This window comes from Synechococcus sp. PCC 6312, from assembly GCF_000316685.1.
Taxonomy (GTDB): Bacteria; Cyanobacteriota; Cyanobacteriia; order Thermosynechococcales; family Thermosynechococcaceae; genus Pseudocalidococcus.
Genome location: NC_019680.1, coordinates 1,716,545 through 1,741,485, shown reverse-complemented (window position 1 = coordinate 1,741,485; position 24,941 = coordinate 1,716,545). Strand labels below are relative to the sequence as shown.

At 48.5% G+C, this 24,941-nt stretch carries 29 protein-coding genes and 1 tRNA gene; 11 read left to right on the top strand and 19 right to left on the bottom strand.

Going from position 1 to position 24,941, the window contains the following annotated elements:
* Window positions 1–35: 35 nt before the first annotated feature.
* Entirely contained in the window at window positions 36–458 is a 423-nt protein-coding gene (locus tag SYN6312_RS08430; protein ID WP_015124443.1) for a photosystem I reaction center subunit II PsaD, read from the bottom strand.
* A gap of 401 nt (window positions 459–859) precedes the next feature.
* On the opposite strand from SYN6312_RS08430, the gene SYN6312_RS08425 reads away from it, so the two are divergent.
* Window positions 860–1,195 (top strand): hypothetical protein, encoded by a 336-nt coding sequence (locus SYN6312_RS08425; protein ID WP_015124442.1) that lies wholly within the window; start codon window positions 860–862, stop codon window positions 1,193–1,195.
* A gap of 89 nt (window positions 1,196–1,284) precedes the next feature.
* Window positions 1,285–1,668, top strand: a complete 384-nt coding sequence (locus tag SYN6312_RS08420) for a putative virulence-associated protein D (RefSeq protein ID WP_015124441.1) — start codon at window positions 1,285–1,287, stop codon at window positions 1,666–1,668.
* 45 nt (window positions 1,669–1,713) lie between these two features.
* Here the strand turns inward: SYN6312_RS08420 and SYN6312_RS08415 are convergent, their stop codons facing one another.
* On the bottom strand, window positions 1,714–2,190 hold the full coding sequence (locus tag SYN6312_RS08415) for a cupin domain-containing protein (RefSeq protein WP_015124440.1): 477 nt from the start codon (window positions 2,188–2,190) through the stop codon (window positions 1,714–1,716).
* A gap of 97 nt (window positions 2,191–2,287) precedes the next feature.
* Between SYN6312_RS08415 and SYN6312_RS08410 the strand changes: the two genes are divergently transcribed.
* Entirely contained in the window at window positions 2,288–2,629 is a 342-nt protein-coding gene (locus SYN6312_RS08410) for a helix-turn-helix domain-containing protein (protein WP_041430758.1), read from the top strand.
* A gap of 373 nt (window positions 2,630–3,002) precedes the next feature.
* On the opposite strand, the gene SYN6312_RS08405 is transcribed toward SYN6312_RS08410, so the two are convergent.
* The 3 genes from SYN6312_RS08405 to SYN6312_RS08395 form a co-directional block, all read right to left on the bottom strand.
* Window positions 3,003–3,076, bottom strand: a tRNA-Arg gene (locus SYN6312_RS08405).
* Window positions 3,077–3,088: 12 nt separating this feature from the next.
* Entirely contained in the window at window positions 3,089–3,982 is an 894-nt protein-coding gene (locus SYN6312_RS08400) for an SDR family oxidoreductase (protein WP_015124438.1), read from the bottom strand.
* 56 nt (window positions 3,983–4,038) lie between these two features.
* Window positions 4,039–4,863 (bottom strand): fatty acid desaturase, encoded by an 825-nt coding sequence (locus tag SYN6312_RS08395; RefSeq protein WP_015124437.1) that lies wholly within the window; start codon window positions 4,861–4,863, stop codon window positions 4,039–4,041.
* 360 nt (window positions 4,864–5,223) lie between these two features.
* Here SYN6312_RS08395 and SYN6312_RS08390 point away from each other — a divergent pair, with 360 nt between their 5' ends.
* The 5 genes from SYN6312_RS08390 to SYN6312_RS08370 all read left to right on the top strand — a co-directional run bounded on the left by SYN6312_RS08390 (window position 5,224) and on the right by SYN6312_RS08370 (window position 9,592).
* Window positions 5,224–5,886: a hypothetical protein gene (locus SYN6312_RS08390; RefSeq protein ID WP_041430756.1), complete on the top strand. Its 663-nt coding sequence runs from the start codon at window positions 5,224–5,226 to the stop codon at window positions 5,884–5,886.
* A gap of 395 nt (window positions 5,887–6,281) precedes the next feature.
* On the top strand, window positions 6,282–7,232 hold the full coding sequence (locus SYN6312_RS08385) for an ADP-ribosylglycohydrolase family protein (protein ID WP_015124434.1): 951 nt from the start codon (window positions 6,282–6,284) through the stop codon (window positions 7,230–7,232).
* Window positions 7,233–7,296: 64 nt separating this feature from the next.
* A complete protein-coding gene (locus tag SYN6312_RS08380) occupies window positions 7,297–7,581 on the top strand; it encodes a chlororespiratory reduction protein 7 (protein WP_015124433.1) in 285 nt (94 codons plus the stop codon).
* Window positions 7,582–7,766: 185 nt separating this feature from the next.
* Window positions 7,767–8,861 carry a WG repeat-containing protein gene (locus tag SYN6312_RS08375; protein WP_015124432.1) on the top strand — a complete coding sequence of 365 codons (1,095 nt, stop codon included), beginning with the start codon at window positions 7,767–7,769 and terminating at the stop codon, window positions 8,859–8,861.
* Window positions 8,861–9,592 carry a 16S rRNA (uracil(1498)-N(3))-methyltransferase gene (locus tag SYN6312_RS08370; protein ID WP_015124431.1) on the top strand — a complete coding sequence of 244 codons (732 nt, stop codon included), beginning with the start codon at window positions 8,861–8,863 and terminating at the stop codon, window positions 9,590–9,592. The genes SYN6312_RS08375 and SYN6312_RS08370 overlap by 1 nt, the downstream gene beginning before the upstream one ends.
* 12 nt (window positions 9,593–9,604) lie before the next feature.
* On the opposite strand, the gene sds is transcribed toward SYN6312_RS08370, so the two are convergent.
* Window positions 9,605–10,576, bottom strand: coding sequence for a solanesyl diphosphate synthase (sds, locus tag SYN6312_RS08365; protein WP_015124430.1), 972 nt, complete (start codon window positions 10,574–10,576; stop codon window positions 9,605–9,607).
* Window positions 10,577–10,949: 373 nt separating this feature from the next.
* On the opposite strand from sds, the gene SYN6312_RS08360 reads away from it, so the two are divergent.
* Together SYN6312_RS08360 and SYN6312_RS08355 are read left to right on the top strand one after the other, a co-directional pair.
* Complete coding sequence (locus SYN6312_RS08360) at window positions 10,950–11,513, top strand: alpha/beta hydrolase (protein ID WP_015124429.1); 564 nt, start codon at window positions 10,950–10,952, stop codon at window positions 11,511–11,513.
* Window positions 11,514–11,653: 140 nt separating this feature from the next.
* On the top strand, window positions 11,654–12,430 hold the full coding sequence (locus tag SYN6312_RS08355) for a D-alanyl-D-alanine carboxypeptidase family protein (protein ID WP_015124428.1): 777 nt from the start codon (window positions 11,654–11,656) through the stop codon (window positions 12,428–12,430).
* 11 nt (window positions 12,431–12,441) lie between these two features.
* Here the strand turns inward: SYN6312_RS08355 and SYN6312_RS08350 are convergent, their stop codons facing one another.
* Window positions 12,442–14,418, bottom strand: coding sequence for a bifunctional UDP-sugar hydrolase/5'-nucleotidase (locus SYN6312_RS08350; protein WP_015124427.1), 1,977 nt, complete (start codon window positions 14,416–14,418; stop codon window positions 12,442–12,444).
* Window positions 14,419–14,545: 127 nt separating this feature from the next.
* Here SYN6312_RS08350 and trpA point away from each other — a divergent pair, with 127 nt between their 5' ends.
* On the top strand, window positions 14,546–15,382 hold the full coding sequence (trpA, locus tag SYN6312_RS08345; RefSeq protein WP_015124426.1) for a tryptophan synthase subunit alpha: 837 nt from the start codon (window positions 14,546–14,548) through the stop codon (window positions 15,380–15,382).
* Between the two features lie 231 nt (window positions 15,383–15,613).
* Here the strand turns inward: trpA and SYN6312_RS08340 are convergent, their stop codons facing one another.
* The 12 genes from SYN6312_RS08340 to SYN6312_RS08295 form a co-directional block, all read right to left on the bottom strand.
* Window positions 15,614–17,749 carry an AAA family ATPase gene (locus SYN6312_RS08340; protein WP_015124425.1) on the bottom strand — a complete coding sequence of 712 codons (2,136 nt, stop codon included), beginning with the start codon at window positions 17,747–17,749 and terminating at the stop codon, window positions 15,614–15,616.
* On the bottom strand, window positions 17,746–17,973 hold the full coding sequence (locus tag SYN6312_RS20975; protein WP_371257399.1) for an ARPP-1 family domain-containing protein: 228 nt from the start codon (window positions 17,971–17,973) through the stop codon (window positions 17,746–17,748). Before SYN6312_RS20975 ends, SYN6312_RS08340 begins: the two co-directional genes overlap by 4 nt.
* Window positions 17,969–18,679, bottom strand: a complete 711-nt coding sequence (locus SYN6312_RS08335) for an ARPP-1 family domain-containing protein (RefSeq protein WP_015124424.1) — start codon at window positions 18,677–18,679, stop codon at window positions 17,969–17,971. Before SYN6312_RS08335 ends, SYN6312_RS20975 begins: the two co-directional genes overlap by 5 nt.
* A gap of 92 nt (window positions 18,680–18,771) precedes the next feature.
* Window positions 18,772–18,903 carry a hypothetical protein gene (locus tag SYN6312_RS20725; protein ID WP_015124423.1) on the bottom strand — a complete coding sequence of 44 codons (132 nt, stop codon included), beginning with the start codon at window positions 18,901–18,903 and terminating at the stop codon, window positions 18,772–18,774.
* 92 nt (window positions 18,904–18,995) lie between these two features.
* Entirely contained in the window at window positions 18,996–19,529 is a 534-nt protein-coding gene (locus SYN6312_RS08330) for a hypothetical protein (protein ID WP_041430753.1), read from the bottom strand.
* Between the two features lie 159 nt (window positions 19,530–19,688).
* A complete protein-coding gene (locus SYN6312_RS08325) occupies window positions 19,689–20,600 on the bottom strand; it encodes a transposase family protein (protein ID WP_015124421.1) in 912 nt (303 codons plus the stop codon).
* 199 nt (window positions 20,601–20,799) lie between these two features.
* Window positions 20,800–21,033 (bottom strand): hypothetical protein, encoded by a 234-nt coding sequence (locus tag SYN6312_RS08320; protein ID WP_015124420.1) that lies wholly within the window; start codon window positions 21,031–21,033, stop codon window positions 20,800–20,802.
* A gap of 52 nt (window positions 21,034–21,085) precedes the next feature.
* On the bottom strand, window positions 21,086–21,535 hold the full coding sequence (locus SYN6312_RS08315) for a hypothetical protein (protein ID WP_015124419.1): 450 nt from the start codon (window positions 21,533–21,535) through the stop codon (window positions 21,086–21,088).
* 86 nt (window positions 21,536–21,621) lie between these two features.
* Window positions 21,622–22,671 (bottom strand): hypothetical protein, encoded by a 1,050-nt coding sequence (locus SYN6312_RS08310; protein WP_253276440.1) that lies wholly within the window; start codon window positions 22,669–22,671, stop codon window positions 21,622–21,624.
* Between the two features lie 51 nt (window positions 22,672–22,722).
* Window positions 22,723–23,556, bottom strand: coding sequence for a hypothetical protein (locus SYN6312_RS08305; protein WP_015124417.1), 834 nt, complete (start codon window positions 23,554–23,556; stop codon window positions 22,723–22,725).
* A gap of 106 nt (window positions 23,557–23,662) precedes the next feature.
* On the bottom strand, window positions 23,663–24,616 hold the full coding sequence (locus tag SYN6312_RS08300) for a hypothetical protein (protein WP_015124416.1): 954 nt from the start codon (window positions 24,614–24,616) through the stop codon (window positions 23,663–23,665).
* 61 nt (window positions 24,617–24,677) lie between these two features.
* On the bottom strand, window positions 24,678–24,926 hold the full coding sequence (locus SYN6312_RS08295; protein WP_015124415.1) for a hypothetical protein: 249 nt from the start codon (window positions 24,924–24,926) through the stop codon (window positions 24,678–24,680).
* Window positions 24,927–24,941 lie beyond the last annotated feature (15 nt).

Genomic DNA, 24,941 nt, shown 5'->3' with positions numbered 1-24,941 from the left:
ACACGATAGAAATTACTTCAGGAGTTCAACCAATATTAAGGATCGTAGGGCTGTTTCCCAGAGAACTTGATTTGGCCGGGGCTGGGGTTTTCACCAATGGAACGGGGAACACTGTTGACCGCTTCCCGACCCGCATTGACTTTCTCAGGGAATACGCCATCTTTGGGATGCAGCAAGACACTCTCACCATCGGGGAAGATGCGATAGATTTGATAGTTATTGATTTTCCGAGGCCGCAGTTGTTGAGCCGCTAAAGCCAAGCATTGCTCTTTCCGGGCCAGATAAACAAGGTTTTCTCCTTCCCGCATCACCGCCGCCCCAGCCGTGGGCATTTCAAACACCTGTTCTTTCGGGCTAGTCCAGGTAATGGCATATTTTTCTTCAACTTCAGCTTTGGTTAACAGGCCCCCAGTGCTACCAGCATACAGAGGCGGTTGTCCAGTCAATGTTTCAGGCATGAGCTACAACTCCCAATCTTGCACTCTACAAGGTAAAAGTTTGTTTGTGTCAGTCATTGTGTAGTCAAATCAGCCGGCCAAAGGGGCACGCACGCTAATAACTGAAGGAATCGTATCACTGGGCTTTACAGGTTTTCGCATTTTCTTGAGAATCTGTAACAGTTCTTAGAATCTTCGCTAATAGCTCTGTTCTTGGCCTGGCCTGGGATATTGCTTGATCTAGCCCAATTGTGTCCTCAAATAGACATTAAGACTTACAACAACCGCTGGGTTCTCTATTGGCCCCTCTGTTAAGGTCACAAGTAGAACAAAACCGATGATCTGGCACGTTTGGAGTGACTCAGAATACATTTTGGGACATTTGTTTTTGAGTTGGCGACCAGAATTTTCGAGGTAAGGCAATGAAAACCAGCATCACATCCACCCCCCTCTTGAAATATTCCCTAGACGTAGCCCGGGCCTGGTGTCAGGAAAATGGCTGGAGCGATCTCTTTATTGAACAATATCGGCTTTGGGCTTTTCCACCGGGGGGCGTGATGCCGTTACCCTTGCCGGAATGTGCTTTAGAGGAAGTTACCTTTAATTCTGATCTCAGTCCCCGGCAAATCCTTTCCCAGGCCTTGGTGTTTACGGCTGCTATTGGATCCGTTTTAACGAGCTTTGCCACCCATTCCCCCGTAGTTTTAGTGGTTGGATTTGCCGCCTGTGCTATTGCCATTGGCCTGGGTGAACCATAAAAAACACACTAAATTATATAGTCAAAAATTTTTGAGACCATGTTTCCACTGCTTAGGCTATAGTTGGGGGCAAGCAAAGGATAAAACATATGTCATCACAGGTATTACATCAAGAACTCATCACACCACCAATTGCCTATAGCCTTAATTTTAATAGGTTTACAAATCAGCGCGAGGTTGGTCGAGTGTACGCGATTGCCTTTGATATGGATATCGAGTCCTTAAAGCAAAACTATGGCGATCCCTATAACAACGCCTATGCCGAGATTCGTAAAGTGCTGCAATCTCATGGGTTTAGCCCCCAGCAAGGCAGTGTTTATTTTGGGGATAGCACGGTAAATGCCGTTACTTGTGTTTTAGCAGCTCAGGACTTGGCTAAGAAACTCCCTTGGTTTGCCGAATCTGTGCGAGACATTCGGATGTTACGCATTGAAGAATTTAATGACCTCGGCCCTGCTGTTCAATCTGGCTAACTCGAGTCATTTCAGGTTAGGAACACAAAAAAGATGATCTAAACTCTAAATCCGCTGCTTGCCGACCCAGCTGACGCGCTTTTTCAGGGCAGTTCCATCCTGGATCGTGTGAAAGAGGTAGGAATTGTGTTGAGACTGAATCACGATGTAGCACAGGTCTTGGGTGTCAGAAATATTGCGAATACACCGCTCTCCTGCTGGATCAACCCGGATAATCGTCCCTTCCCTCACCCCAAACATCACCTGATCCACCTGAAACTCTCCTTCCCCTTGGACAAAAATGTAAATTTCCTCATTCACCCGATGGGTGTGATAAAAGGGGATGGATTTATTTGGAGGCAAGTTATTGAGGGAAATTTCGGCACTGGTTAAATCTAAAACCTGCTTGAGAAAAATTTTACCTTCAACCGAAACTGGAACCTCTGCAGGTTCAAACACATATTGCCGCAGTTGTTGAAATCCACCAAAGTCTGCCATTGCAAAGTTTTCACCTGTCTTGGCCTGGGGTTGTTTTGTGGTCATAGGGGCTGTTTGCATCTGTAACTTTTAATATGCAAGTTATTGTAACAAAGCTAAGTTGTAAAATACAAGTTACTCCACAAAGGTTCTGATGCCGCCCATGTCTCGCCGCTCAAGTTGCCCCATCGCCTGTTCCTTGGATTTGATTGGCGATCGTTGGACGTTGCTGGTGATTCGGGACATGATGTTTTTTGGGAAACACCGCTTTGAGGAGTTTTTGGAGTCTCCAGAGGGGATTTCCACAAATATTTTGGCGAACCGGCTCAAGCAGTTGGAAGAATTGGGCTTGATCAAAAAAGAACCCTATAGCAATCATGCTCGGCGGATGAATTATGCGTTGACAGAACGGGGAGAAAGTTTGCGGCCGGTATTACGAGCGATGGTGGTATGGGGACTGAAACAGATTCCTGAGACTGAGATATTGACTCCAAGGCAACCTTAAAACCGATGGCAAATTTTTTGAATAAGAGGAGCGGAGGTAGATCAAACGGGGACACCGTGGTCGGTCTGGGTGGACTGTGAAAGCAATAGAGCTTCAAATTTACTAAACTATTCCCTAAACGCCTCGTCCCATAGTTATATCGGCCCGTAGTAGCCTTGCGGAGTACGGAATAGTTCAATAGCTTTTAGGGTTTTCGGTCTTTGCCAGTTCCCTCAGCATAGGGGTAAGTACTTTTGATTTGAGGAGCAATGCCCCGATTCCTAACTCTGTTATCCGTAGCTTACCTTAGACAAAATGAGACTGATTCAAGCTAAATACTGCTCTAAATGCTTTTCCACTAATACTTTATAGACATTCTCAGACTGTTGTTTCACGGGCTTGGAGGGACTCGAACCCCCGACCTGCTGATCCGTAGTCAGCCGCTCTAATCCACTAAGCTACAAGCCCAATCGAGAATCTCTATTGTATCAGATGGCTTTCTCTGTTGGATAGGCATTTGTAGATACTCAGCAGGCCCTCTTTGTAGGTGGGAAAAAATAGCTCTACTCCCAACTGGGATTTAATTTTGAAATTACTGACCCGACGAGACTCTTGCCAAAAGGATGTGGCCATTGGACTGAGATTCGCCTCTTCCCAGAGAATGGCTGGCGGCGGCTCTATCCCCATCAGGGAGCAGGCCTGAAGAATTAAGTTACTTGACTCAGTGGGCAAATCATCAGCAACGTTGTAGATGTTTCCAGGCCTGGGATTGATCATTGAGCGCCAAAGAGCTTGGACAATATCATCCACATGAACACGGGAAAAAACATGGCCGGGTCGAATAATATGTTGGGCCTTTCCCGAACGTAGCCGCTCAAAAATATTCCGACCTGGCCCCGGCCCATAAATCCCAGAAAGGCGAAAAATATGGGCGGGTAAACCTGAGTCTAGAAAGCCCACTTCTGCTTGGACACGATGGGATGAGCGAGCATTTTGAGGATTGACCGGACGCGTCTCCTCCACCCAGGCCCCTTGACAGTCTCCATAGACTCCAGTGGTGGACAAATAACCAAACCAGCCCAGATTTAACCCTTGCAGCACCGGTAAAAGCTGACCTAGAACTAAATCTTGACCAGAACTGAGGGGGGGAATACTACTGAGAACATGGGTAACAGCATCTAAGGCAGCGGGATCGAGAGGAGTGACTTCACCCTGGGCCTGAGAAGCTAGGGGATAGCAGGGAATTTGTAAATCCCCTAACTCCGGCGGTAACTGCCCTAACCGATTTGTGACGGCGACCGGAATTCCCTGCTGTGTTAACCACCGTGCCAGGGTAGTTCCCGTGTAGCCACACCCCAAGATCAAAACGCGCATGGCTTTTAACTACCCCAGGCCTGGCTAGTCAGAAAAATAACTAGGGTCAACGTGCCCTACTCTGTCATAGGAACTTCAACTAAACGAACCTTTTTAGCCAACCCTAGGAACTCCAAAACCTGAATGGTCATCCAGGTTAAATCAATTTCCCACCAGCGCAGACCATGACGAGCCGAATACTGATAAGCATGGTGATTATTGTGCCAGCCTTCACCAAAGGTTAAAAGGGCCACCCACCAGCAATTGGTTGAACGGTCAGCACTGTCAAACGTCCGATAGCCAAACTTATGGGTGGCACTATTGACCAACCAAGTGGTGTGATACACCGTCACGAGGCGCACTAAGACCCCCCAAACGACAAACTGCCAACCGCCAACAAAGTACAGGAGAATCGCAAAGGCCACCTGAATCATCACAAAATTTTCATCTAAGAAGCGATAAAACGGGTCATCGGCAATGTCTTTGGTAAACTTAGGAATTTCTGCTTCAGCGGGCACATCTCGTAACATCCACTCAAAATGACTCCACCAGAAGCCCTTGCAAGAATCATGGTGATCCACCGCTTGATCAGAGTAGAGGTGATGATGCCGATGTAAGCCAACCCACCAAATCGGCCCGCCCTGCATTGATAAGGTTCCTAAGAAGACCAAAACATACTCCAGCCATTTGGGAACTTGGAAACTCCGGTGCGTGAGCAGGCGATGCCATCCCAGGGTAATTCCCAGGCCGGCTGTCACCCAGTGGAGGATTAAGGCTAACCCCACCCCTGTCCAACTAAACATCCCTGGGATAAAGACTAACAAAAGAGAAAGATGTAACAAAACCATAAATCCGACAACAGGCCAGGAAATCGGTGGTTTAACGTAAGTGGCAAGGGTCATGCAGAAATCTCAATAGTAACGAAGGGCTTCACTCCACAAAGACAGTAGAAACCTCTTTTAGATCATTTCCTCAGTTTGGGGTTTAAGTCAAGAAAACTAGCCCCCCTCTTGAGGTCAATTACGCCCTGGAGAGCCAAATAACCCTGTAAATTCAGTCCTTAACCGCCCGATGGGACATTATTAATTCTTTATTAAATTTCTTGATACATAATGATCTTGGTTTCATTCTTGGCTAAAAAATATTAAAACGTCATGAATCCAGGTGCGAATCAGCTAATCTCTATTTCGATCCAGAAGAAGACGAGCTTAACCGTACCGTTTATCGGGATGTCCATTGCGCTGGCTTGAGGAGTCAAAATCTTGAAGATCAATACTGAAGATGTCACCCCACAACAATTCCCTCAGCAACCGAGGTCTGTTTCCTGGGGGATCACCTTGGCCCTAATCCTCTGGGGACTGGCTTCAGTTCCGCCAATAACAGCCCAGCGGAACACCCCAAGAACCCCTTTTCAAACTCCCAACGGAGAAATTATGTGGCCAGGCTGGCAACCTGAAGAAAAAGTTACGGTAGCCTATCCCCAGTTACCCAAAGTTCGCTCGGTTCTGGCTAATGGCTGCGGCGTGATTCGTTTGAGTCATTCCACGGCCTGGCCGGCTTCACCCCAAACGGTATTTCAAATTGGCGAGCGCACCTTTGCCCTGAATATCTTGCCTCCAGGCCCCCCGCCCAAATGTGAAAAAGGGATGAATGCCACTGTCGAGCTATTTCGCAATCCCCGTCGCTACAACATGGATGCCTATATTGGTGGTTTTGCACCCCAGGCCAAGGTGGAGGTCGCCTATATGAATCTGCCTCAAACCCGCAGTCTCAGTGCCAATGCCTGTGGCTTGCTCGTGATCCGTTCTACAACAACCTTTCCCAACAACAGTATTATCGTCAATGGCACCCCCATTAATCGCCCCAGCCTGGCCCAACGCCCCGCCCCGATCTGCCAACAAGGAAAATTGTTCTATCCCGGCTAATTAACTTTCCCAAGACTTGATGTCCTGGTTCTTTAGTCTGTCATAGGGGGAGCAGTCGCCTCTGCAATTCCTAAGCTGGCCAAAATAGAGACATTGAAATCACTGTCACATAGCATCAACACTGTGCCTAGTGCGCCCCAGCGGATGATTACCACTATAAGGTATGGGTAATGTTGGGAGAGATGCCCGCTAAAACCTGTTCATAATCTCCCCGACTCAGAGCCGCAAAGGTTTTTCGCACTTGTTGCCGGATAATAGTGTGATACATTGATTAGGCTTAAGGAATGACTGGTAAAATTTAACTTTTTCTTGATTTTAGTGTTCATCACTCAGACCATCACAGCACAGTCTTAAGGTAAATCTCGTCATGGTTTGCCCATAGCCCCTAAACAGTTATGTTAAATAGTCGAATTGCGGCGGGATTACTGGGGGCCTGTGTCGGAGATGCCTTGGGTGTGCCAGTTAAATTTACAACCCGTGCCGAACGCACCACGGATCCGGTTCAAGAAATGCGCGGTTATGGGACTTGGAAACAACCGGCTGGGACTTGGTCTGATGATGGCTCTTTGCTACTCTGTTTGGCGGAAAGTTTATGCCAGGGGTTTGACCTAGATCATATTGCCCAAACCTTTGTCCAGTGGCATACCCAGGCCCATTGGAGCGCGAGAGGCATCATTTTTGATATTGGTACAACGACTTGCTATGGCTTACAACGGCTCCAACAGGGGGCTTCACCGACAGCATCGGGGGCATCCCATCAAGAAACCTGTGGTAGTGGCGCACTGATGCGAACGTTGCCGCTGGCCTTTCATTACTTTCGGCATCTCAATTTTCCCCAACTCCTGCAAGAAATCCATCAAACCTCAGCTATCACCCATGCCCATCGTCGTTCCCAAATGGCCTGTGGTATCTATGTGAGTATTGCCCTTTGTTTGCTGGAAGGGGCTTCTCCATCTGTGGCCTATCAGCAGGGGATTAAGAACGTCTATCCCCATTACCAGGCCCCGCCCTATGCCCAGGAATTGATTCATTTTGGGCGGATTTGGAGTGGTAAAGTTCATACCTTGCCCATGACGGCGATTCGCTCCGATGGGTATGTGATTTCCACCTTGGAAGCGGCCCTCTGGTGTTTCCTCAACCATGATTCCTTTGCCCCAGCCGTGTTACAAGCCGTCAATTTAGGGGGTGATACCGACACTACGGCTGCCGTTACTGGGGGCCTGGCGGGGATTTACTATGGCCTGGACGGGATTGCGCGCCACTGGTTGCAAGAACTAGCCCGGTATGATGATATCCGCCGTTTAGCCCAACGATTAGAGGCAGCAATTTTTGCCTACCCAGCCTAGCATCTGGCTGACTCGATAGCCTCAGTTGTCACCACCGTTTATGATCTAGAGCATCACCCCAATCATGGTTGATCTCCCCCTCAAAGCTAGTGTTTGGCGAATCCTCATGAATGCTGATGAATTTTTTGTCATCCTCGAACCGAACCAACCAGAACAATTTCTCACCGTTCAAGAACTCCAGGCCAAGTTAGAGACCCTTTTAGCCCAACGCCAGGATAATCTACCCCAAGACCTAAAAAACATTCCCACCATTACCGCCCAGGCCCAGCGACTTATTGATACCAGTTGTGACCTCGACATCGGCCCGAATCAGTATCTCCAATGGTATGCAGTGCGCTTAGAAAAATAACTAACTTGGGGCGGGGGGCATCACTCACTTTGGCCATGAGAGATTGACGGGTTGAGAACAATGAATCAGAGTTGATGAGCCAGTCGTATCAGCTTTTCCTGACCTATGCTGCCCCTAAATCGGTAACACTAGACTTCTGGTTTAGCCATAGCTTCCCCCCTGCCCCACCTCGTTGATAGCCTGTGATGACCATAAGATATATTATTTTACGGATTAAAAAACATAAAATTGAGCGGCTTTGGCCCCGCTGGCGAATCTGGAGCCTGGTGATCTTTAGCTTGAGTCTATGTTTAGGAGTCTTTCCTGCCTTCAATGGTTATGTCCATGCCCGGCCGGCCGCCACGCCCGTCACCCAAGTCCAAGGTCAATGGGGGTTTATTGATTATCGGGGTAAGTTGGCGATTCCAGCCCAGTTTGAAGATGCCTATTCCTTTAGCAGTGGTTTAGCTGCTGTCAAGGTCAAGGGGAGCTATGGGTATATCAATCTCCAGGGGAAACTGCGGATCAAGCCCGAATTTGAACAAGCCTACCCCTTCAGTGATGGCCTGGCCCATGTCAAAACAGCGGGTAAATTTGGCTTTATTCGCCCTAATGGGAAGTTCGCGATCAATCCTCAATTTAATGGGGCTGGGGCCTTTGTAGATGGGCTAGCTCCCGTTAAACAGGGGGATAAGTGGGGCTATATTCGCAAAAATCAAAAACTGGTGATTCCACTGCAATTTCAAGAGGCCCAGGAATTTTCTGAAGGAGCGGCCGCCGTTAAGGTTAGGGATCAGTGGGGCTTTATTAACAGCAATGGTCGGCTAATTGTCCCGGCTCGTTACCAGGCCGTCTATCCCTTTAGTGAGGGTCTGGCGGCGGTGCAGGCCAATGGGAAGTGGGGCTTTGTCAATCGGGATGGGCGTGTGGTCATTCAACCGGACTATGGGGCAGTTTATAACTTTGGGGATGGGGTGGCGGCCGTCGAGAAAGAGGGCAAGTGGGGATTTATCAACAAAGGCAACCGCCCAGAAATTCCCCTTCAGTTTGACAAAGTTGCGCCCTTTTCTGAGGGGTTAGCAGTGGTACAGCAGGGCAGTCGTTATGGCTATATGAATCGGACGGGCCGGGTGGTGATTCCATCGCGCTTTGATGCAGCCTATTTTTTTGTCAGTGGCTTGGCCCCTGTGATGCAGAGTGGCAAATATGGTTTTATTGACACCAGTGGCCAGATGGTGATTAATCCCCAGTTTGCCAGTGCGTTTTATTTCTACGAAGGCTTGGCTCGCGTGCAGTTTTAATGACTCGCTATTTTCGACTCACCATCCCCCAGGCCAGGACAGAAGGGGACAATCTTACCCTCACCCCAGAGCAGCATCACTATCTTGGCCATGTTTTACGACTGGGCCCGCGGGCGAACTTTATTGCCATGAATGGTCAGGGCCAGGCCTGGTTGGCCGAATTATCCCTAGACACCCATCAAGCGACTCTAATTCACCCGTTAGATCAGGCCCATGAGTTACCGATTGATCTAGTTTTATGTATTGCCATTCTGAGAAATAATGCCCTTGATCAGGTGATTCACCAGGCCACAGAGCTTGGAGTCAAGCAGATTTATCCAATTCTTACCGCCCGAAGTTTACCTGCCCCTAGTTCTCAAAAGCTGACCCGCTGGCAACGAATCGCCCAAGAAGCCGCCGAGCAATCAGAACGGTTATATGTTCCCCAAATTACCACCCCCCAGGCCTGGACAGAGGTCTTAAAACTAGGCGATCCCTTGAGTCGAAAATATATCTGTAGTTTAGGTGAACAGATCAGGTCATTAGTCAATCAGTTGGCGGATCAACAAGAAACATCCCGAGAAATTTGGTTGGCCGTTGGCCCAGAAGCAGGTTGGACAGAAACAGAACAAGAACTAGCCAGGGCTGCAAATTGGTATCCTGTGTCTTTGGGAACTCGCACATTGAGGGCTATCACAGCTGCCATCGTTGGCCTGGGCTTGATTGCTAACCACCCCATTAGACAGACTTGAGACGATGGGGCCTTAATAGAGTCGCTCTAGAACATAATCTGTTAAGTTGACCAAGGCCTGGCGCGCATCAGAGGTTGGCAGATCGTCTAAACAAGGAATCGCCGCCTTCGCAAACCCAGTCGCCAATTCCCGAGCCTGGGCAATTCCAGAACTGCTATGCACGAGTTCTAAGGCCGCTTCAATGTCTCCAGTTTCGCTGAATTCCCGTTCGATTAAGACTTCTAGATAGGGATTTTCCTGGAGGGCATATAGAACAGGTGCAGTTAAATTGCCATCTCGTAAATCTGACCCGGCGGGCTTGCCTAAGTCATCGGTGGAGCGGGTGAAGTCGAGAATGTCATCCACAATTTGAAACGCCAAACCTAAGTTCCGCCCATAGTGATAGAGGGCCTGGATTAAGTGCGGCGGAACCCCACTGAGGACTCCGGCCGCTTTGGCACTGTTGGCAATTAGGGAAGCAGTTTTGTAATAGGTTTTGTTCAGGTAGGCCTCCAGGCCCAGACTGGTATCGTAACGATTAAACCCCTGCTGAATTTCTCCCTCAGCAAAATCCTTAATCACTTCCGAGAGGAGCTTGACCACCGCTAAATTATCGAGATCCGCTAGATACCAGGAGGCCTGGGCAAAGAGAAAGTCCCCGGCCTGGATCGCAACCCGATTGCCAAACAAACTATGCACGGTTGGCATCCCCCGGCGGAGTTGGGATTGATCCACAACATCATCATGGAAGAGGCTAGCGGTATGAATCATTTCTGTAATTTCCGCCAGCCGCCGGTGACGTGGTGTTAAGTCCCCTTGAGGTAATGTGGCCCGAGAAATCAGAAAAACAATGGCTGGACGAATCCGTTTCCCGGTGGTCGAGAAAAGATGTTCTGCCGCTGCATTGAGGACAGGATGTTGGGCCCCAATCAAATTTCTGAGATTTTCGGTCAGTAGCCTGAGATCGGCTTCAACGGGAGAAAACAGTGATGTTACCGAAGTCATGGACGGGGATGCCGCAAGAATGTTTACGAAATTTTACATAATCCTAGTTGTATTCTAAGCTAACCGACTGAAGTTGGGCCGTTTCTGAGTAAATCCGGCTTGGACTGGGTTTCTTGCCCTCAGTGGAATCGATTGAAAAATGCGAATGACAGTGGTAGATGCCTCGCCGTTTTGTCCCTTATTGATACCGTAAATTTTACCTGGGGTTCAGACTTGCTGAGACCCCAGTCCATCGATTCAGGTCGGAACAGAGCTCAAAAGGCCTGGCTAAAGATCACTGACTTTTTTTCCTTGACTCTTGATCCAAGTTGATTTTTCCGGTTCCGAGAAAGCGTATATTGGAGAGGCCAATTAGAGCATTTCATGGGGTTCTATGCGCTTTTCTCACCTTGTAATTGCTGCCGCCTTGGCCTGGGGAAGTTGGCTGACCGGAGTGGGTCGGGCGGCCGATCAACTTAACTTGGTTTTGGGGACAAGTAGTTCCTCTAGCGGGATTTTAATTCCAGTGACTGACCTGAGAACCTTTGCTCAAACTGGTAATGCGCCCGGAAATCTCCAGTCAATTTTGGGTTTACTGTCCCCGGAAATGCAAAATAATTTTCGGCAAGCCTTGAAAGTTAACTATCCCGTCGATGTGGCAGATTTGGAACAGCGAGCTATTTCAGATAATGGGAATCAGATTCTCACAGAATTAGCGGCAGCCACTCTCCGCCCCGGCCCCGATGGGGTTAATGCCTTAAAAACGGCGATCTTGAAAACGGCTGCCAATCCCCAAGGCTTTAATCTAGTTGATTTCATCCAGGCCTATCCTGAACCCGTCCTGAATTTAGACATTAATCAGATGCAAGCCTTGATTAAAACAAACGATAAATTGGTCGCCCTGGCGGTGAAGAAATTTCAACAAGTCTCCCCAAATCAGGCTCCCACCTCTCCCTAGTTGCTTAATGGCGAGTCTTGCTCATTTTGCCCAAGCCTATCGTTGATTTGCCCCAATGAGATAGTTGTTCCCTATGGCCGAATCCTGCTAGCGTATGGGGTAGCTTTTAGTTACTGTTTTGGTGGTGAGGAGTTGGCCAAGTGGAGCGAGATATTCCTGTTGCCGAGCGGATCAAAGCCCCATCTCAATCCACCCAAATTCGCAAATTTCCCTGGCTCTGGTTAACTGTTGGCCTGGGAGTGGGAATTATTGGACTGGCCTTGGCTTGGATTTTACCGAAGATGCTAGCTAGCTCTGTCCCTTCTGCTGTTGCAACCCGTCCAGTGCCCCCAGGCCCCTCTTCACCGAATAATCCTGACAATATCCTTGGTCATTTACCCTATCCAGAAGCACCCTTAACGGAGTTAGTGCCGATCACCCCCGATGGCCGGGTTAAGTTACGGAAAGCAGCGGCTCAGGAATTCAAAAAGATGGTCGCCGATGCCCAGGCCGCCGGGGTAGCGATTATGCCTCTTTCGGGGTTTCGCTCTAAAACCGATCAAGATCACCTATTCTTTGGAGTCAAGAAGGAACGGGGCCAAGAAACAACGGAACGGGCTTTGGTGAGTGCGCCCCCTGGCTATAGTGAGCATCACACGGGTTACGCCATAGATGTGGGGGATGCCGCGGATCCCGCCAGTTACCTTCATCCCGATTTTGACCAAACTGAAGCCTTCGCCTGGATGCAGAAAAACGCCGCCTACTATAGTTTTGAACTGTCTTTTCCCAAGAATAATCCCCAGGGCATTAGTTATGAACCCTGGCATTGGCGTTACGTGGGAGATCAAGCTAGCCTGAAAGCTTTTTACCAGGCCCGCCAGTTAGCGAAACAATCCTTGCCCCAGGTGAATTCCCCCCAACTGCCCACCAATCCTTAGCTGTTTGGCTATTAGCCTTGACGCATCACCGTATCTTTGCGAACGGATAAGTTTTGAATCCGCTCATCCGCCTCTGGGGGTAAATCAGCTTGGCTGTAGGGGGTATCCCGAAACTTGGCCTGGAGGTAGTCGGCGAGGGCTTTTTGTTCGCTTCCAGGGGTATCAAATTGGGGACGAAGATCACCGGAAACCAGATCAACCCGCTTGACTCGGCTGGGACTCGCTTCGATAAAGGCAGGAAACGGATAGGCATCGCCCCCATTCGCCAAGTAATTTAAGGTGACAATCCGAATGGTTCGGTCAGGCTTTCCTTGGAGTTGCCCATTTTTAACCAGAACATCTGTCACCTGGCCCTGAGAATCTTTTATGGCTAGGGATTGAACACGCTGGTTGACAGGTTTTTCTAGATCAAAACTAAACGCCAGGCCAGCCACTTGGGGAAACTGTCCCGGTGTCGAGAGGGAATCGCTTGCGGCCACCCCATGTTCTAATACCTGGTGTAACTCTTGGGCCGTCAAGGTGAGCAAGGTCAGGCTGTTGTTAAAGCGGAGGGAATTTTCAATATCCAGACGAGAAATCTCACCCATTTTTTTATTGGCAATGGGGTTGGCTTGGGTCGGGAGGCGTTCTCCTGCGGTGCCTGAATTTCCCCCCAGGCCACTGATTGCCCCAATATTATCCCGAATCCCACCCCCATTTTTGATGGAGACTTTTACGGTCGGATCACGGTTTTGGGCTGTGGCTAAGTTGGCATCGGCGGTTAAATTTCCCAGGTTTGTTTCTTGAGTCCGGACATCCCGGCGTGACCCATTGAGAAACACCTTGGCCTGGCCATACTGCTCCCCATCCTTCGCCATAATCACCCCCCGAATGGCCTCTGTGATCGCAATAACTTCTGGACTAGGGGGAATAGTTCCAGGCCCAAGGGTCGGATAGGCATCACTGAGGCGGGTATAGTCTGGGTTGGCTTTGGCTCCGGTTTTTAGGTGGCCTTGGCCATCAAACTCGACTAACAGCCGCCCGACATAGCGATAGTTTGCCCCCGTGTTGACAATGGCAATGGGATCTTTGTTTTTTGAGGTTTTCCAGACCGGATAGCGGCCCAAAACCTTATCCCCCTCCCGAACTCTTGCCAGGTCATTGGTCAGAACCGCATGGGAGCCACCGGCAATGATCACATCCACATCTTGGAGTTGGGCAGCCAATTGAATGTCCATCCCCAGTTGTTGAAGATGGGAGAGAAGAATAATTTTGTTAATCCCTTGGCGGGTGAGTTGATCAATCACAGGTTGCACAGTTGCGGCCAGGCCGGGGATGTCTTCCGGTTGTCGAGGAAGAACCGCCACACCCGGCCCAGGAGAAGCAATGACGGGTAACAGAGGGGTTGTCACACCGACCAGGCCAATCTTCTGCCCGGCCACGGTGACGATAGTGCTATGGGCAATCCGCTGGGGGATCGTGTCTGCCCGTTGAGCATCGGCGGTTTGCAAGTCTTTGAGGTTGTCATCCTGATCAAAGTTGAGGTTGGTGGCGAGATAAGGAAACCTTGCGCCCTGATACCCCTTTTCATCGGCTCGGAATAAATCCGCAATCCGCCCGGTTCCTTCATCAAATTCATGGTTGCCCCAGGCCGCAGCTTGAATACCCAACGCGTTCATAATCGCAATATCCCCGCGCCCATTCCCTTCCCGGCCCAAGACCTCCCGCAGTTGTGGATCCCCACTGGCGGAGAAAAAGGGCCCCATAATAAAATTGTCTCCCGAAGAAAGTACCAGGGTATTGTTGGGCATTTCTGCTTTGAGGGTATTTAAGACGGATGAAAAATTAACTGCATCCTCAAGGGCGGCAATTCCCGCTTCAAAATCTGAGGCATGGAGGATTTGTAAGGATAGGGCCGGACTCGATTGCTGAAACCAGAGCAGTAAGCCAAAGGCCGTCAGAATCGCTAAACCAAGGAGAGAAACCCAGCGGCGGCGGAACAGTCTCATGACAAAATTAGGAAGCGTCAGTTTGAACACCCTAGCTTAACGGTCAGAGCTTAAGTTGCCATTAAGAATAGTGGATTTTAGGCTGTGACGCTGATTGACCTATTCTTGCATGGTGCATTAATTTCTGATGACTTCTGTTTCCCAATGCTTTACTAATTTACGGGCGCGCCAGGCCTGTGGCTTAATTCCGTTTATTACGGCCGGAGACCCGGATTTAGAAACAACGGCGGCGGCCTTAGAGATTTTGGATCAACATGGGGCTGACCTGATTGAATTGGGGGTTCCCTATGCGGATCCCCTGGCCGACGGCCCCGTCATTCAGGCGGCGGCCACCAGAGCGCTACAAAAAGGAATCCGCTTAGAGCAGGTTTTAGGGTTAATCAAGGAGTTACGCCCCACAATCCAGGCCCCCTTGATTTTATTTACCTATTTCAATCCCATCTATCACCAAGGGATTCGAGCTTTTTTAACGAGGGTGGCGGCGGCGGGAGTCCAGGGCCTGGTGATTCCTGATTTGCCTCTTGAGGAAGCAGATGGGGTGTTAGGGTTGACCACAGACCTGGGCCTGGAATTAACCCTTTTGGTGGCCCCAACCACGTCCCCAGAACGGATGGCGGCCATTGCCCAACGCTCCCAAGGGTTCATTTATCTGGTCAGTACCACCGGGGTCACGGGCATGCGGGCTGAGATGCAAAACCGGGTGGGAACCATGTTAACAACCTTAAAAAATATTACTGATAAACCCATTGGGGTCGGCTTTGGCATTTCCCAATCGGCCCAAGCCGTCCAGGTTCGGGATTGGGGGGCAGATGCAGCCATTGTAGGCAGTGCCTTTGTCTCTCGTCTAGCCCAGGCCGATAAACAGGTGGCTCTGGCCTCAGTCAAGCAGTTATGTCAGGACTTAAAAGCTGGTTTGACGGGGATGACAGACTATAGCGTTACACAAACTGTTCTGAGAGAGTAGAAATCTTAAAAAGCTTGCCCATAGAGCATTTCCTGACTTGTCCCAATAAGAGCCTTAAATGACTAATGCCATAAATTAAGGTCAGGAGAGTCTTTAGCTAAAAGTAAGACCTGTAGAGCATTGTGGTATTAACTGTCGTCGGACAAACTTGAACGCAGTGAGCCGCGGCTTTTTTACTCTCCCCTTACCTCAATCCATGCTGTAGGACAGGCCCATCTCTCTCTCTCCTACCTAGCTGGCAGTACTATAAAGCTGTTGGGTCTTGTGAACCTCTTGGATAACTTTTTGCTGAAATGCATCTGGGGCGATGACCTTAACCCCCGGCCCAAATCCTAAAACCCAGGCCTTGAGAGTCACATCTTCAAACGACCAGGCCGGTAATAGGACGTTCATCCGGTAGGGATGGGTCAGATCTGTGGCTCGACCTAAGGTGAAGATTTGCTTCAGGTCAGAATGATGGTGAATTGACCGGCCGGGTGGGGGTGTCATTTTTAACTGTTCAAAAGGGAATCGCTGGGTTCCTTCACTAACAAACTTAAACAGCACCTCCGTAAATTGCAGTTCTAGGGTGGCCATCTTTTGCAGACGTTGGGCAGGGCTAAGGCTGAGAAATTCCTGTTGTTGCTGCTTATCCACACCCAGGAAAATACCTGCACTGTGGCTGCGGAGTTTTTGGAGTTGATTGCGGGCCCCTTGCTGTTGTTTGGCAGTACGGGTTGCAACCTGGCTATACTGTTTAACTTGATAAAGCCGATCTAACCGGTCATACCTGAATAATCCTTGGGACTCTCCAGCGGCCGATTCATAGCCTAAATACCAAGCAATGTTGTGAAAGATGATTTCTAGGGGCCAAATATCTTCTTCCTGTATGAAATCCTTAAAACTGTCAAATGTTGCCGATCCCCGTTGGCGGCCAATCCGAATCTTCTGGCCGGAGCGAATATAGGATTCCAAGTCAGTTAAAGCGGTGACTGAAGCTAAAGAGGTAGAGCTTAAGAATTTGGGACTCACAATACTGCCACTGGCAATAACCCGCACCGGCTCATAATCGGCAAGATTAAACTGGGCCCATTGCAACCGTTTTTGAAATCGTTCTACCGTGGCCTGGGCCATAACATCATTCAGGCCTTTGACCTGTTCGGCGGCTAATTCATAAACTCGGAGTAGGTCTTCTTCCGTCAAAATTCCAGTACCCAGGCAGTAGCCCTTGCGTAAGGTCTTATCGGGGAGGAGGCGATAGGGATTAAAAACGAGTTGAATATCTTTCCGTAAGGTGGTGTTTTCTGGGCTGGGGAGAATCTTGGCTGCGTAGAGTCGCTCGGCTAAGCAATCCACCATATTCTTGGCTTGATCCGCTTCACGATAGTCCTCTTGCTCTAAGGGATGATGGAGAATATAGCGAAGGGTTGCTAAAAGCCGATTAAATCCCAACCAATCACTATAACGATGGGCCATACAGTCAGACGGGGCGGGGAGAGGCTGACTCAGGGGTTGATCCACCATTTGTTGACTGAGAAAGCCATTTTTATCCAGCCACGCTAGATCTGTTTTCAAGGCCCCTAAATCTGCGTACATTTGATGATATTGAGTCGTCATCACCGCCGCAATTTCATCCAGGCCCGTGAGGAGAGGGGGCAATGTATCCACTTTCAGCAGGCGCAAAAGCTCTTCTGGATTCTCTGCTCGGAAATTCCCCAGGCCTGGATAACGGATGATGAGGGAGAGCAAATGGAGGAGACGATCAAAATCCAAAAGCCGAGAATAGCGGTGGGGCAGGATATTTTGCGTTCGATTTTTGCGGTTTTTTTGGCTCAGGGGCAATGCGGCTAGGGATTTTGCAAGATTGGCCTGGATCTGTTCTAAAGTTCCTAGGGCGGGGTTGATAGTAAAAATGGCGGTAAACCCTTCGGCGGGGAGGACTGGAAAACTTTTTAAGGCCTGGGCAAATTCCTGAATCACTAAGGTTGGCACATGACGGTCGCGGGCTTGATTCCAGGCTAAACAAGTCTTGAGAGGCGTTACTAATTGCCAGGCCACCCACTGCACCCCCGATTTAGCCAGCTTGCTCAATAGACTTTGCCGCCACCAGCGATAGGCATTCGTTGCATCGTAAATAACCGATTTCCCAACTGAGATCGCCCGTTCCATTTGGTCTAATAACTGCGGCTCTATGTCTGACCAGGCCCCTTGGATCGCCATATCCCCATACAACTGCTCGCGGATCTGATCCGCACTGACAATCTGAGTGGGTTGGCCCTGTTCGCCTAAGTGAGTTTCTAAAATTTTGGCAAACGTCGTCTTACCACTACTGGGAGGGCCAACTAGGCAGTGACAGATTAGGGGTTTGAATGGCAAGGCCTGAGTCATAGGTTCGCTTCAGATATACGCCGAAAGGCACTCAAATGGATCACCCGTTCACGGGCAAACAGGACACTGCCAACTGTTGTGGGACTGGTTAAGCGTAGATCAAATCCTTCCCCCAGGGCCGGAAAACTTTCCACAGTTGATCTAGCCAGCTTAGTCAGAAAGTCGATGACATTGACCGGGTTAGCTGGATTCGGGGAAGCTTGGGCTTGACTGAGGGCATCAATGGCATAGCTCCGTAACAGTTTGGGGAACAGGGGCCCAAGGTGGGCGGGCAGTCAAATACTCCAGTCCGATGATTTGATTGTTAATCGTAAAAATGGCCCCCACCTGATTAAGGACGGTGCCAAAGGCTGCTAAGTAGGTCTGTAATTGGCTTTCTGACTGTGCATAAATATCGGCCATGGCCCTCGTGTCACTAAAAGCATCCAGCGCATAGGACATCTCGTTAACTTCGGCCCACACTTCCCCCTGATGACCATCCCGCTGTCCCCGTTGTTTCAAAGACGTGGAGACTCGATCCATTTTATTAGCCCGACCTTTGGCAAAATAACTCCGGTCTGAGGTTGTAAATTCTCGCGAGCGATACTGCCACCGCCCTTGTTCAACACAGGAAACGGGGATTTTGATTTGGCTATGACCCGCCGCCAGGATACTCAGGTTGACAATCCGATTTTGCTTGGCCCCCACTAACTCCTCGCCATCTAACAACAGCACTGCCGTATCACCTTCATTAACAAAATAAAGTTTGGGCACACCCCCCCCTGCGGACACTTCGGTAATTTTGACGGTTTTGGCCCCTAGGGCCTGGTCAAGGGTGAGGTAATCCAAGGCGGGATAATCTTTCGCAATCAAGGGGTAAAGGGTCAGGTTGCGGTGGGATTGGGGTTTTCCCAGGCAGATTTGGGCTAATAAGGCGGGAATGGGAGTCATAAATCTTCTCCATCAATAAAGAATATCTTTGGTAATTGGGCCTGCCAACAACTGACATCTGGCTATGTTTGAGGAAGTTCCTAGGGTTGCCCCTAGCCTTTGGGTCTAAGGTGCAATTTTTGAGCGAGTCGAGCCAAAGCCCGTTTCTGTCGCCGCACAACTTTGGGGGTTTTCCGACTCCGGGCCTGGGGTTGACCACTGGCCTGCCAATGTTTGATTCGCATGGGCTGACTCTCCTGTTCAGTGAGCTTATTTTGACTCTAGCCACGCTCTCGGAAAAATTCAGCTTTTTGGTGCGAATAACCAGCGATACATCTTAGCTATCTTCGTTACTATCTTCAGAAGAATTATTTAGCTCAGAGTCAAGTTCCTTTTTTCGTCCTTTGTTATAAGCATCCGTACCATAGATAATCACGGCTGTTCCGGCCAAAGAACCCACTACTGCAATTGCAACTTCTTTTCGCCCTTGAATCCCTAAAAAGGTTGCAGACCCAACAGCAGTGAGAGCAATCACAGAACCCAAAATCGAGCCGAGAATAAAACGCCTTTGATTACTGAAAAAGATTCGTTCTTGGGTTTTAACTACTCCACTTTCAAGACTCAATTCAGTATTTCTTAGCTTGAGCCTCTCTACTTCTATCTGTCTCCGGTGATGTATTTCACTAATAATTTCTCTTAAGTATTCTTGAGCAAATTCAGGATCAAATTTGTTGTAACCTTCAAGTTCTGCGGGAGATATTGGACCCTCCTGATATGAAACAAATAACTGAGAAGAGTTTTGCTCTGGATATGAAATATCTTCAGGCTTTAGTAAATCTGATCTGACAGGACTAATTTCTTCTTTAGACATCTCCAAAAACCTGTAATCCATAATGGGTGACCGTTTAAGCTATATTTCAAGAATATTTAACGATGCTCAGAAACAAAGACTTACGGTGCTTTGCAGTCCCTATTACCAGTTCACTAACTTTAAATGTTGGTTATAAACCATAATACTTTTCTCATATGCTTAATGTTTAACTAATCTCAACTCTAAACAGCCCAATCGCAATCTCACTAGTCCACAAACAGTTAGAAAAATTGAATCATATCGAGATATTGGAAGTCGGAATCGCTCTTGCATAATCCTAAATATTTTCACAAAACGAATCAAATGTTCTACGATAATACGTCGTGCTGAAAACGATTTGTTATCTTCTTTCTCTTGACGCGTTAATTCTCCATTCTTAGGCTTTTTCGTTGGTGTTTTAATTTGTCTCTCTCCCACATAAGCTTTATCTCCCATAAAGAACTGCTCTAGGGTAAAGCGAGTTCGACTGTTTCGCCAGATACTAATATCACTTATCCGACCTGGCATCCCCACGACCACATCAATAATATCTAAAGTCACAGGACTTACAATTAACTGATTTTTTAAAGTGAAATTCTTCCTTTTGCCAGAATATGTACGCTTCTGCTCCTGATAGCTCGAAGGTCGCTCTATGACTTGTTCTGTGCTATCTATCACTAACTCTTGATTGACTAATTTGGCCAGAGTTTCAGCCCCAGCCTCCGGGTACTTTTTTACTTGTTCTAAAAGACTAGGTGATAGTCCTTCCTCCAGGAGTATTTGCCAATAGTTAAAGACATTATGAGCAGTGGACTCGCTGACGTGAAACATCAAACCAAGCAGTTGAAAAGTTAAATAATGTCTGAGATAGAGTAGCGTTAAGATAATTTGGTTTTCTAGGGTCAAGATAGGAGACTGACCACCGCCCGCTCGAATCACTCGTTTCTTCTGGTTCTCAATCTCCTCTTGTTTTATCTGATGCAATCTTTTACAATGTTCGATCAGCTCTTCTAGTTGCTCAAAGTTAACACCCATCAAGCGTTTACAGTCTTTTGGTTTCTGACAAATCAATTTGTAGATGTCATGACTCATATTAATTAGCTCTATTTTGGCTGTATATTCTTAATTTATACAGTGAAAATCTACCTCTAATTCTATCGTGGAGATATCTATAGGGAAATCCAATTTCTAATGATCTGCTCTAGCCTATGTAAACTCAGGTTAACAAGAGAGAGGCGCATCAAAAATTTGACCCAAATCATCCCAAAAACGTGCAACGCCCAAGCTAAGTTTAGCTTTGTGTGTTGTTCCGCCTCTGACCATCGAGTTGGCGGCCGTAGCTACGGAAACCACCCGTTAGCTGAGGGGATGTAAAGTCATCTTGTTTGGGTTCGATGGCACCAAGCCCAATACGGAGAGGCTCTACCTTCCCCAATAGACTATCTAAATTGAAACCACCAGAAATGGCAGCCAGTTCATCGGGGGTGAGTTGCCGTTCAATGCCCTGTTCTTCTGTCTCGTTCATAAAGTCTCCTGAGTAATGATTGATGAACAGTTTGATAATAGTCAAGCCTTGATCAGGATTCCCCAATGCGTTGAAGAGTCATTCCAGATTTCCCCCCAGTAAGCTTTATCCCGCCTGTTGCAGGTTTAGGTTCCTCAACAGCATTCTCTTTGATCTCACCCAAATCGATTATGGGCATATAATCGCTGACAGTAGAACCGTTATAAGACCACTCCACCTGGAGACAGCCCAGCTTTACGTCATCGCTCAAGCCAGAGGTAGCCTTGAATTCCTGCACCAAATTATCAGTGTCTCTAGCACTTGCATAACCGACGATACGGGCATTGGATGGAATGCCTGCGGCCTTGAGTTGATCTGCAGAAACAAACTGCCCTAAAGTTGCTTCTTCCTTAACTTGTAGAAAACTGATTGCACCCGCCGGGACGCTAGGAGTAGCACCAAGAGCACCTGATTCAAGAATCGGTGTTATGTTGCGTATCCCGGTGGTGGCACTGACGATCACACGGCCTCCAGCAGAAACAGCTCCACCTGCCACGCCCCCACCAATAACAAGAGCAATACCGCCTACGATCTTTCCTCTAGCCAAATTTAGTGGGGATGGTAGAAGCGATTACGACTTAAATGACTCGACTGAGGGGTTGTAAGCTCCTCTTTCTTAGGTTCATTGGCGGTAATCTGGGCATCGTTCATTTCGATCATGGGCACAACGTCCCGGACTGGAGAGCCATTGTGTGACCAACTTACCTGCAAATAGCCCAGTTTTGCGTTGTCGTCCAGGCCAAGGGTAGTCTTGAATTCCTTCACGAAATCAGCATCAGCCTCTTTAGCACCTACATAGCCCACAACGCGAGCATCCGCCGGAATATTAAACTGCTTCAGTTGACCTTCAGATAAAAACTGTCCTGCTGATTTTTCAACAAGCTGCTCACCAATCGACGATCGTTGGTTTACCTGTAATCCTGAGATAACCGCATTGTAAGAGAAAACAGATTCAGTCCGAGGCATAGAACTAAATGAGCCACCATTAGCCCAGTGTTCACGTTGTGCTTGTTTCACAATCTCTCCAATGCTGCCTCTAGTGAATTGTTGTGGTGCACCAGCGATTGAAGGGCTGGGCGTAGTTCCCCAACTGATGGGATTAGCAGCAGAAGCAGTAGTAGTTCTGGCGGTCCGGACTACAGATGAGATAGCCCCGCCAGCAGCAGATGTTCCGACAACAAGCACAACTCCCCCCAAAATCTTTCCTGCAGGTGAGTCTTTTACATCTTGATAAACCTGCTCTCCCCGAGACATGGTGTTCTTCTGAACGTCAGCCGCCGTGCCTAGGTCGCCGGTTAACTCGGCCCATGCCCCCTTAAAGGCCTGGGCAACAGTGTAACCACCCTGGGCAACACGCCCCCCCACTTCACCAAGAAGATCGATGGAATTTGGCTCTGGCCTGCCATGCATCACCCCGCCTAATTTCGCCATTCTGTCCCAAACATTCATTCCCCCAGCAATTGACTCTAACTCTTCAGAGGTGAGTTCCCGCTCAAGGTCTTGATTTTCATTGTTAATCGTAGTCATGATGTAATCTCCATTAAAAAATAATTGAACAAGTTGTTTGTAGCTCTCAACCGAAATAAGGGCAAAAACCAAGCCGAGGGTAGCGAATTTCTCAGGCTTGCCCCACCCGTGCCAAGATTTAATTTAGCCTTGAGTGCTGTTGCGCCGCTGACCATCTAATCGACGGCCGTAGCCACGGAAACCACCTGTTGACTGAGGTGGTGTAAAGTCATCTTGTTTGGCTTCATTTTTCTTGGCTTCATTGGCAGATATGACAGGTATAGCTATGGATTCGACTACGCCATTAGAGTTTTGTGAAACCAGTTGAAAAAAGCCAACTTTAACTTCACCCGTGTAGCCAGCGGCCGCAATTTGTTCTTTAAGATTGTCTGGACATACACCCCCATCATGATAGCTAGCGATTTTGAAATCTCTGTCAGTGGTGAAGCCAAGGGACTTGAGTTGGTCTGAGGAGAAAAAATCGTTTAATTTTTTACCTGAAAAATCTTGTTGGAAGCTAATAGTTCTGTCAATGGGAATTGAAGGAGCACTATTAGTTCGAGAATTCAATGCGCTTATGGCAATCACAATGACACCAGCCCCTGCCACAGTACCAGCACTACCAGCCAAGGCCCCGACAACATACGAACCTCCAACAACAGCAGCAGCACCAATGATCAAACCCCCTCCAATTTGCCCAGCAGTAGAGTCTCGCACATCTCGGTAAAGTTGACCCACTCGACCTAAGCCATTTTCTTCAATATCACGCACCGTATCCTTGTCGCCTGCAATAGTGGCACCCAACGCCTTAAAGGCTTGACCAACGGCATAACCACCCGCCGCTACTCCACCAGGAATTGCCCCTGCTACTCTCTTGGTATCGTCCCAAAATTCACCGAAACTGTAGCCGCCAGCGATTGCCTCTAACTCTTCAGGGGTGAGTTCCCGTTCAAGTTCTTGATTTTCCATTGCAGTCATAATCCAAGCTCCATAAAAGGATTGTAAAAAAAGGTTCCTTCGACTCTCAATTGCAATAAAAGTTGTTCTGAGAGTCAATGCATCACATTCCTGAAACTAGCCAAATTTAGTGGGGATGGTAGAAGCGATTACGACTTAAATGATTTGACTGAGGGGTTGTAAGCTCCTCTTTCTTAGGTTCATTGGCGGTAATCTGGGCATCGTTCATTTCGATCATGGGCACAACGTCCCGGACTGGAGAGCCATTGTGTGACCAACTTACCTGCAAATAGCCCAATTTTGCGTTGTCGCCCAGGCCAAGAGTAGCCTTAAATTCCTTCACGAAATCAGCATCAGCCTCTTTAGCACCTACATAGCCAACAACGCGCGCATCAGCAGGAATGCCAAACTGCTTCAGTTGATCTTCAGATAAAAACTGCCCTGCCGATTTTTCAACAAGCTGCTCACCAATGGGCGACTGCTGGTTGATCTGTAACCCAGTGATCGCAAAGCTACCTTTGCCAGGATAAAGGTCTAGAGGGACATCATGAAAGGAATTAGCGAGGGATCCAGCCGGAGAGCCACCAAAACCTGGAGTTCCAGCAGGCCAAGCCGGTGTATTGGTACCGCTATTTGGAATTAGTGGACGAGTACCTGCTGTGCGGATAGTAGCAGTGCCGATGCTCCGTACTCCAGATGCAATAGCCCCTCCAGCAGCAGCAGTGCCGACAACAAGAACACAACCTCCCAAAATCTTTCCTGCGGTTGAGTCTTTCACATCTTGATAAACTTGCTCTCCCCGAGACATAGTGTTCTTCTGAACGTCTGCCATCGTTTCGTCGTCACCGATTATCATGGCCCCGAAGCCCCTAAACGCCTCTTTAAGAGTGTAAGCAGCCTGGGCAACGCGCCCCCCCAGTTCACCAATAATATTGCCAGAGGCCCCTTCTTGCCTGCCATGCATCACCCCACCCAATTTTGCCATTCTGTCCCCAACATTCAGTCCTCCAGCAATTGCTTCCAACTCTTCAGGGGTGAGTTCCCGCTCAAGTTCTTGATTTTCGTTATTGATCTTGGTCATGACGAAAACTCCATTGATTGTTATTAAACGAATTGTTTATCGCTCTCAAACCAACTAACAGCTAATCATTTTCATATTTACTAGCAATAGGAAGTTTACATCCCTCATCCTCAGTTGGTAGGCCTGGTGAGGCATCATGGATTACGATTGTCTCACCTCTCGCATTCGGAACTGTAACTGGACAGAGCGGGGATACATGACCTAATAGGTTTTTCTTGGTGTCATCCCAAAAATCACCCAAACTTAAACCGCCAGCGATTTCTTCCAACTCTTCAGGGGTGAGTTCCCGTTCAAGTGCTTGATTTTCCATCGCCATACCCTCCAT